The organism is Microbacterium sp. ISL-103, assembly GCF_018613995.1.
Taxonomy (GTDB): Bacteria; Actinomycetota; Actinomycetes; order Actinomycetales; family Microbacteriaceae; genus Microbacterium.
Map to the genome: position 1 here is coordinate 8,263 of NZ_JAGGPD010000078.1, position 8,515 is coordinate 16,777.

10 protein-coding genes are annotated in these 8,515 nt (G+C 65.5%); all 10 read left to right on the plus strand.

Translation table 11 applies throughout. The annotated features are described in order from the left end of the window. A partial coding sequence (locus tag J7E68_RS19575) for a DNA translocase FtsK (protein WP_251048595.1) occupies positions 1 to 1,309 on the plus strand: 1,309 nt, incomplete at its 5' end. After that, positions 1,309 to 1,884: a CDP-diacylglycerol--glycerol-3-phosphate 3-phosphatidyltransferase gene (gene pgsA, locus J7E68_RS03505; RefSeq protein WP_215169897.1), complete on the plus strand. Its 576-nt coding sequence runs from the start codon at positions 1,309 to 1,311 to the stop codon at positions 1,882 to 1,884. The genes J7E68_RS19575 and pgsA, both read left to right, overlap by 1 nt. Then, positions 1,881 to 2,363, plus strand: coding sequence for a nicotinamide-nucleotide amidohydrolase family protein (locus J7E68_RS03510; RefSeq protein WP_311416213.1), 483 nt, complete (start codon positions 1,881 to 1,883; stop codon positions 2,361 to 2,363). Before pgsA ends, J7E68_RS03510 begins: the two co-directional genes overlap by 4 nt. A gap of 141 nt (positions 2,364 to 2,504) precedes the next feature. Then, positions 2,505 to 2,813 carry a helix-turn-helix domain-containing protein gene (locus J7E68_RS03515; protein ID WP_045280478.1) on the plus strand — a complete coding sequence of 103 codons (309 nt, stop codon included), beginning with the start codon at positions 2,505 to 2,507 and terminating at the stop codon, positions 2,811 to 2,813. 21 nt (positions 2,814 to 2,834) lie between these two features. Then, positions 2,835 to 3,059, plus strand: coding sequence for a DUF3046 domain-containing protein (locus tag J7E68_RS03520; RefSeq protein ID WP_215169901.1), 225 nt, complete (start codon positions 2,835 to 2,837; stop codon positions 3,057 to 3,059). Between the two features lie 266 nt (positions 3,060 to 3,325). After that, positions 3,326 to 4,369, plus strand: coding sequence for a recombinase RecA (gene recA, locus J7E68_RS03525; RefSeq protein ID WP_215169903.1), 1,044 nt, complete (start codon positions 3,326 to 3,328; stop codon positions 4,367 to 4,369). A 393-nt stretch (positions 4,370 to 4,762) separates the two neighbouring features. Further along, positions 4,763 to 5,251, plus strand: coding sequence for a regulatory protein RecX (locus J7E68_RS19580; RefSeq protein WP_311416217.1), 489 nt, complete (start codon positions 4,763 to 4,765; stop codon positions 5,249 to 5,251). Positions 5,252 to 5,333: 82 nt separating this feature from the next. Further along, the gene (gene miaB / locus J7E68_RS03535; RefSeq protein ID WP_215169906.1) at positions 5,334 to 6,881 is read left to right on the plus strand and encodes a tRNA (N6-isopentenyl adenosine(37)-C2)-methylthiotransferase MiaB; all 1,548 of its coding nucleotides are present in this window, start codon (positions 5,334 to 5,336) and stop codon (positions 6,879 to 6,881) included. Beyond that, complete coding sequence (miaA, locus tag J7E68_RS03540) at positions 6,878 to 7,816, plus strand: tRNA (adenosine(37)-N6)-dimethylallyltransferase MiaA (RefSeq protein WP_311416219.1); 939 nt, start codon at positions 6,878 to 6,880, stop codon at positions 7,814 to 7,816. Before miaB ends, miaA begins: the two co-directional genes overlap by 4 nt. Positions 7,817 to 7,893: 77 nt before the next feature. After that, positions 7,894 to 8,430 (plus strand): dihydrofolate reductase family protein, encoded by a 537-nt coding sequence (locus tag J7E68_RS03545; RefSeq protein WP_215169910.1) that lies wholly within the window; start codon positions 7,894 to 7,896, stop codon positions 8,428 to 8,430. Positions 8,431 to 8,515 lie beyond the last annotated feature (85 nt).

Here is an 8,515-nt window from a genome sequence, read left to right on the forward strand (position 1 = left end):
GATGGTCGCACTCGGCGACGTGCTCCGGTCGCCGGCGGCGCACAAGAGCACGCATCCGATGACGATCGGCGTGGGCAAGGACGTCGGCGGCAACATCGTGATCGCCAACCTCGCCAAGATGCCTCACCTGCTCGTGGCAGGCTCGACCGGTTCGGGTAAGTCGAGTTTCGTGAACTCCATGATCACGAGCCTCCTGATGCGCGCCAGGCCCATGGACGTCCGCATGGTGCTCATCGACCCGAAGCGTGTGGAACTCACCAGCTATGCGGGTGTGCCCCACCTCATCACCCCGATCATCACGAACCCGAAGAAGGCGGCCGAGGCGCTGCAGTGGGTCGTGAAGGAGATGGACATGCGGTACGACGACATCGCGTCGTTCGGATTCCGCCACATCGATGACTTCAACCGAGCCGTCAGGGCAGGCGAGGTCGAGCTCCCGGTGGGAAGCGAGCGCGTGCTCAAGCCGTACCCCTACCTTCTTGTCGTCGTCGATGAGCTCGCCGACCTCATGATGGTCGCGCCTCGCGACGTCGAGGACTCGATCGTCCGCATCACCCAACTGGCACGAGCGTCGGGCATCCACCTCGTCCTCGCCACCCAGCGGCCGAGCGTCGATGTCGTGACCGGTCTCATCAAGGCCAACGTCCCATCCAGGCTCGCGTTCGCGGTGACCAGCGTCACGGACAGCCGAGTGATTCTCGACAGTCCTGGTGCAGACAAGCTGATCGGCCAGGGTGATGCGCTCTTCTCGCCGATGGGTTCTTCCAAGCCGTTCCGTCTTCAGGGCGCGTGGGTCGATGAGAAGGAGATCGACGCGGTCGTCAAGCACGTCACGCGTCAGGCTCGTCCTGACTACCGCGCTGACGTGCAGGAGGCGCTGGAGCCCACCAAGAAGAAGGAAGTCGATGAGGACATCGGCGACGACCTCGAGCTCCTGCTCGCGGCCGCCGAGCTCATCGTGTCGTCTCAGTTCGGATCGACGTCGATGCTCCAGCGCAAGCTGCGAGTCGGCTTCGCGAAGGCCGGTCGACTGATGGACCTCCTCGAATCACGCGAGATCGTCGGGCCGTCCGAGGGGTCGAAGGCGCGAGATGTGCTGGCGACGGCCGAGCAGCTGCCGCAGGTGATGGCAAAGCTGCGCGGCGACGATGTTCCGCCGAAGCCTGCGGCTCCCACGTTGCCCGCGGCGTCGTCGACGGCCGCCGGAGTCCCGCACGACCCTGTCGAGGCGCAGTTCCAGGGGTTGCCCGTGGTCGAGGCTGAAGATGACGGCGACGAAGACGCATGGGGATTGACGGGGCGCGACTGATGACGATCCCTCGCCAGCTGCCCAATGCGATCACGATCGCTCGCATCCCCCTCGCCGTCGTCTTCTTCATCCTGCTTCTGATCGGTGGCACGTACGGGCTGTCCGACATCGTCGTGCGCTGGGTCTCCGCGATCCTGTTCATCGTCGCGATCTCCACCGACTGGGTCGACGGATACCTCGCGCGGCGCTACGACATCGTCAGCGACTTCGGAAAGCTCTGGGATCCGATCGCCGACAAGCTCCTCACCGGTGCCGGTTTCATCGGTCCCGCCGTCCTCGGCGAACTCAACTGGTGGCTGGTCATCATCATCCTGATCCGCGAGTGGGGCATCACCGTCCATCGGCTCATGGTCGCGAAGGAGCATGTCGTCGCGGCTGCCTGGATGGGCAAGGTGAAGACAGCTGTGCAAGCCGTCGCCCTCGGGTGGGCCCTGCTGCCGCTCCACGTCCTCATCGGACTGGAGGTATGGGTGATCGTGACCGCCGTGCTGATGATCATCGTGCTGATCCTCACGGTGGCGAGCGGAATCGACTACATCGTCGCCCAGGTGCGAGGCTCGCGGCAGTCGTCGTGACCGCCGCGGTCGAGGCTCTCGCAGCGCTCAGAGCCAGGGGGTGGAGCCTCGGGGTCGCGGAATCCCTGACCGGGGGAGCACTCGCGGCGGAGATCGTCTCGGTGCCGGGCGCGTCCACGGTCCTGTGGGGCGCCGTCGTCGCGTACGCGACGCCCGTGAAGCACACGCTCCTCGGGGTCGATGACGAACTGCTCCGAGCGCACGGGCCGGTTCACGCGGAGGTCGCGCTGCAGATGGCGGACGGTGTGCGACGAGCAGTTCAGGTACACGGCAGCGCGGCGGATGTCGGCGTGTCCACCACAGGCATCGCCGGGCCGGACTCTCCAGACGGTCAGCCCGTCGGCACCGTGCACATCGCTGTCGTGACGCCGACCTCGTCGACGCAGGAGGTCTTCGTGTTCGAAGGCGACCGCACGTCGATCCGGGCCGGGGCCGTGCACGCGGCTCTCGCGATGCTGACCCGGATGAGCCGGGAATAGACGACACGTGAGTTCCGTTATCTCCGATGTGCTCACACCGAAACCACAGCGTGCGAAGGTAGATTTTGTGAAGTTCGGTAGGACTAGACTGGCGGTCTCATCGAGGGAGACCTCGATAGATCGATCTGGGAGGAGGTTCCGATGATTCTTGTACGACAGGAAATCGGCGATGTGCTGAGGGACTTCCGTCTGCAGAAGGGGCGCACGCTCCGGCAGGTCGCGAGCAAGGCTTCTGTCGCTCTCGGTTACCTCAGTGAGGTCGAGCGTGGTCAGAAGGAAGCATCCAGCGAGATCCTCGCCTCCGTGGCCGATGCGCTCGATGTGCCCATCTCGACGATCATGCGCGAGGTCGGCGACCGCATCTCCGTGCTCGAAGGCATCCAGGTCTTTCCTGACGTGGTGCCCGACGATCTGGTCGCATCGGTCGAGCCTGAACTCTCGCTCCGCTGAGCGTTCTCCACAGCGTCTCTCATGCGCCGCAGTGAATTCCTCCGCGCCGTCGATGCCGAATTCGGCGGTCGCGGATCGTCTCTGGTCAGTGATCTCGTCCTGACCCAACTCGCGGGGCGAACGGCCGATGAGGCGCTCGATGCAGGCGTCCCGCCCAGAGACATCTGGCTCGCCCTGTGCGCTGAGACCGACGTCCCCCTCGAACGACGGCACGGCGCGGGGCGTATCGAGCCGCGCAGGCGATGACCGCCTGAGGCGTCAGATACTTTCGGCATCTCGACACGCCGAGATCGGCGTGTTGTCGAAGATGTGTTCGAAACGAGCGTAGTGTTCTGCACAAGTGGTTCGCGGATCTCGCTCTCCCCGTTTCGCGGTGCTGACGACGCAATGTCGGTGGTGCCTCGTACGGTGAAAGCAAGCCGAAGAGCCATACGCCTTGTCGGAGAGTTCCGCCCAGCCGGGAGGACCGCGACAGCCTACAGGCGGCACCACGCGAGCATAAGGAGCACGACATGCCATCACCCGCTGACCGCGAGAAGTCCCTCGAGACAGCACTCGCCCAGATCGATCGCCAGTTCGGAAAGGGCTCGGTCATGCGGCTGGGCAGCGATGAGCGTGCACCTGTCGCGGTCATCCCGACCGGCTCCATCGCCCTCGACGTCGCACTCGGCGTCGGCGGCCTCCCGCGTGGTCGTATCGTCGAGATCTACGGCCCTGAATCCTCGGGTAAGACGACTCTCACGCTGCATGCGATCGCGAACGCTCAGCGCGCCGGCGGCATCGCCGCATTCATCGATGCCGAGCACGCTCTCGACCCCGACTACGCGGCGAAGCTCGGTGTCGACATCGACGCGCTTCTCGTGTCTCAGCCCGACACCGGTGAGCAGGCGCTCGAGATCGCCGACATGCTCGTGCGCTCCGGCGCGATCGACCTGATCGTGATCGACTCGGTGGCGGCGCTCGTTCCTCGTGCCGAGATCGAGGGTGAGATGGGTGACTCCCACGTCGGCCTGCAGGCTCGACTGATGTCGCAGGCCCTGCGAAAGCTCACCGGTGGGCTCAACCAGACGAACACGACGATGATCTTCATCAACCAGCTGCGCGAGAAGATCGGCGTGTTCTTCGGATCGCCCGAGACCACCGCTGGTGGAAAGGCGCTGAAGTTCTACGCCTCCGTGCGTATGGACATCCGTCGTATCGAGACTCTCAAAGACGGTACAGATGCGGTCGGAAACCGCACCCGAGTCAAGGTCGTCAAGAACAAGATGGCGCCGCCGTTCAAGCAGGCGGAGTTCGACATCCTCTACGGTGTCGGCATCTCTCGCGAAGGCAGCCTGATCGACTTCGGCGTCGAGCATGGCATCGTGAAGAAGTCCGGCTCCTGGTACACCTACGACGGTGACCAGCTCGGACAGGGTAAGGAGAACGCTCGGACGTTCCTCCTCAAGAACCCCGACGTCGCGTTGGCCATCGAGACGCAGATCAAGCAGAAGCTCGGCATCGGCGGTGCTGGTGAGGCACCCGCAGACGAGCTCGCCGAGCGTCGTCCCGCGTGACCATGACGGTTCGAGGTTGTTCGGCAACCGGAGCGAACCATGAGTGATGGCGGGGGCGAGTCGGACCAGCTCGCCCCCATCATCCCGTTGTTCGGTGGTTCGTCCTCTCGGCAGAAGCCGATCGAGGAGAAGACCCCTCGGAGCGAGACTCCATCGTCAGGTCGGGCCGATGACCCTGCGGTCTGGCGATCGACATGGATCGACGGCGCGGCGACGGAGGATGCGAATCCTGTCACGGCACTGACACCGCGCGGGCCGAGCGATCGACACCCGGCTCGCGGCACGGCAGCGCGACCGGCCTCGCGACTCCGCGCCCTGCAGCCTCATGAGCCGCAGCAGAGCGGGGGAGGATCAGACCCTGATCAGCTGCGCGAGGCCGCGGAAGAGCTTCTCGTGCGTAAGCTGCGAACCCGGTCGCTGTCGATCTCCGAGGCACGGCTGGTACTGAGGGGTTACGAGCACAATGCCGAGAAGCTGGATGCCGGCAGCATCGACGATGTACTCGACGACTTCTGTCGGCGCGGGTATCTCGACGACGCGATCCTTGCAGGGCAGCTGGTGACCTCGGGCGTCGAACGCAAGGGGCAGGGCCGGATCGCTCTCTCTCGAGCGCTGTCCCAGCGTGGTATCCCGCGTGACGTGATCGACGCAGCGCTCGGTGAGCTGCCCGATGACGACGCCGAACGTGCGCTGGAGTACGCACGAACGAAGGCTCGCGGCATGTCGCGCCTCGACGGCGATACGGCGCTGCGTCGTCTCGTCGGGCAGCTGTCTCGTCGCGGTTACAACGGATCCGTGGCGATGACCGCTGCGAAGACAGCTCTCGCCGAGGCCTCCTTCGGCCGGCCGCCCACGGGCGTTCGTTTCGTCGATTCCGACTGAGGGATGCGGATGCGTCTCCTCTGTGTTCGAGCGCGTCCCGCGCGCTCATACCGCCTGGGGGCGCTCGTAGAATAGGGAGATCATGACTATCCCGCGCAGTGAACCGACGGTCATCAGCTCGTCGTCGGCAGCATTCGACATCGACGGGCGGCAGCGTTCGTACGAGGTGCGCACCTTCGGGTGCCAGATGAACGTCCACGATTCCGAGCGGCTCTCGGGTTCGCTCGAGAGTGCGGGATACATCCGCGCCTCCGCCGGCGACGAAGCGGATGTCGTGATCATCAACACCTGCGCCGTTCGCGACAACGCCTCAGGCAAGCTCTACGGCACGCTGGGGCAACTCGCCGCGGTGAAGCGGCGCAAGGACGGAATGCAGATCGCCGTCGGCGGCTGTCTCGCTCAGATGGACAAGCAGGCCGTGCTCGACAAGGCGCCATGGGTCGATGTGGTCTTCGGAACCCACAACATGGGATCCCTTCCCGGTCTGCTCGAGCGGGCGCGTCACAACGGTGACGCCGAGCTCGAGATCCTCGAGTCGCTCGAGGTGTTCCCCTCCACGCTTCCGACCAAGCGCGACTCCGCCCATAGCGGATGGGTGTCGATCTCGGTCGGCTGCAACAACACCTGCACGTTCTGCATCGTGCCCAGCCTTCGTGGCAAAGAGAAGGATCGCCGCCCGGGTGACATCCTCAACGAGATCCGGCTGCTCGTCGACGACGGGGCGATCGAGGTCACGCTGCTCGGTCAGAACGTGAACTCGTACGGCGTGGAGTTCGGGGATCGTCACGCGTTCGGAAAGCTGCTGCGCGCCACAGGCGAGATCGGCGGACTGGAGCGCGTCCGGTTCACGAGCCCGCACCCCGCCGCCTTCACCGACGACGTGATCGACGCGATGGCCGAGACGCCCAACGTCATGCCGCAGCTCCACATGCCGCTCCAATCCGGCAGCGATCGGATACTCAAGGCGATGCGTCGCTCGTACCGGAGTGAGCGATTCCTCGGAATCCTCGACCGAGTCCGGGAGCGCATGCCGCACGCCGCGATCACCACCGACATCATCGTCGGCTTCCCCGGCGAGACCGACGAGGACTTCGAAGACACGATGCGCGTCGTCGAGCAGGCCCGCTTCTCGAGCGCGTTCACCTTCCAGTACTCGATCCGCGAGGGAACCCCGGCGGCGACGATGGAAGACCAGGTGCCGAAAGCCGTGGTGCAGGAGCGGTACAACCGTCTCATCGCCCTTCAGGAGCGCATCTCCCTCGAAGAGAATCAGAAGCAGGTCGGCCGTGCGGTCGAGGTCCTCGTCTCGATGGGTGAGGGGAAGAAGGACGCCGAGACGCACCGACTCACCGGACGTGCGGAAGACAACCGCCTCGTCCATTTCGAGGTGACGCCCGGTTCGGCCGTCCCTCGCCCGGGTGACGTCGTGTCCGTGATCATCACTCACGCGGCTCCCTTCCATCTGCTCGCCGATGACCCCAGCGGTGCGCCACTGCGAATTCGGCGCACTCGTGGCGGAGACGCATGGGATCGCGGGCAGGCGGATTCCTGTGCCGTCCCGGCCACCGGCGGCGACGGGGGTCCTCGTGCCGTGTCCCTCGGGCTCCCGACGTTGCGTATCGGCGTGTGACCGGCCGGGCCTCATCCGCTCCGGCCGAGGCGAAGCGCCTCTGGGCGGTCGTCGGAGCGACGGGCACCGGGAAGAGCGACCTCGCTCTCGACCTCGCCGAGGGCCTTCGCCAGCGTGGCAATCCCGCCGAGATCGTCAACGTCGACGCGATGCAGCTGTATCGCGGTATGGACATCGGCACTGCCAAGCTCCCGATCGACGAGCGCCGAGGCATCCCGCATCATCTCTTCGATGTCCGGGAGGTGGATCAGGAGGCGGCTGTCGCCTGGTATCAGCCTCTGGCACGCACTGCGATCACCGACATCCATCGGCGCGGCGGAGATGCGATCCTCGTGGGCGGTTCGGGGCTCTACGTGTCGAGCGTCATCTTCGACTTCAACTTCCCCCCGCGTGATCCGGTGATCCGCGAGCGTCTCGAGCGCGAGCTCGAGACAGACGGGGTCGCCGCGATGCTCGAACGTCTCCGCGCGCACGATCCCGCCACAGCGGATCGGGTGGACCCCCAGAACGGCAGACGGGTCATTAGGGCGCTCGAAGTCCTCGAGCAGGGGAGCGCCACCCACGGTGCCGCACTTCCTGACAAGCCGACTCTGTGGCAGGCCGACACACGGATGATCGGGATTCACGTCGATCGGGCGGTGCTCGTGGAACGACTGGACGCGCGAGTCGAACGGATGTGGCGGTCGGGTCTTGTCGAAGAGGTGAGGGTGCTCCGCGAGCACGGCCTCGAGCGGGGAACCACCGCGCAACGTGCCATCGGCTACGCGCAGGCTCTGGGACAGCTCGACGGCCGGCTGAGCGAGGCTGAGGCCGTCGCCGAGACGCAGGCGCTCACCCGTCGCTATGCGCGCCGTCAGGTGTCGTGGTTCAAGCGCTATCCGGGGCTCACCTGGCACGATGCGCCCGTCGACGCCACCACTCTGCTCGACGTGTGAGCGCGGCGTCCGAGGTCTGATCACGGTGCCCGAACCGTGCGCCTGCGAATGTCGGAAGTCGATGGGATCCTCGGTTCATGGCCACTCACTTCTATACCGCAAGCAGTATCGACGGGTTCATCGCGACCGAGGAGCATTCCCTCGATTGGCTCCTCACACAGGACATCGACGAAGACGGACCCATGGCGTACGGGGCATTCGAGAAGACGATCGGCGCGCTGGCCATGGGCGCGAGCACCTTCGAGTGGGTCATGCGCCACGATGACGGGCGATGGGGATACGCCCAGCCGACCTGGGTTCTCACCCACCGCACGCTCGAGACGCCGCACGGCGCCGACATCCGCATCGCTGAGGGCGATGTGACGACCGTCCACGCCGAGATGGTCGAGGCCGCAGGCGGCAAGGATCTGTGGATCGTCGGCGGAGGCGATCTTGCCGGCCAGTTCGCCGACGCAGGTCTGCTCGACGAAGTCTGGGTGCAGTATGCGCCGGTGACGCTCGGATCGGGAGCCCCGCTACTTCCTCGAGCGCTGGACCTCGAACTCCTCGACGTCGCACGCAACAGGAACTTCGTGTGCGCCAGATACCGCGTGCTCCGAGGATCATCGCGCTGATCCTAGACTCGAAGTCATGAGCTGGACGATACGGGCATTCGAGCGTGCCGACACAGAATCCGTCGTCCCCCTCTGGACCGCAGCC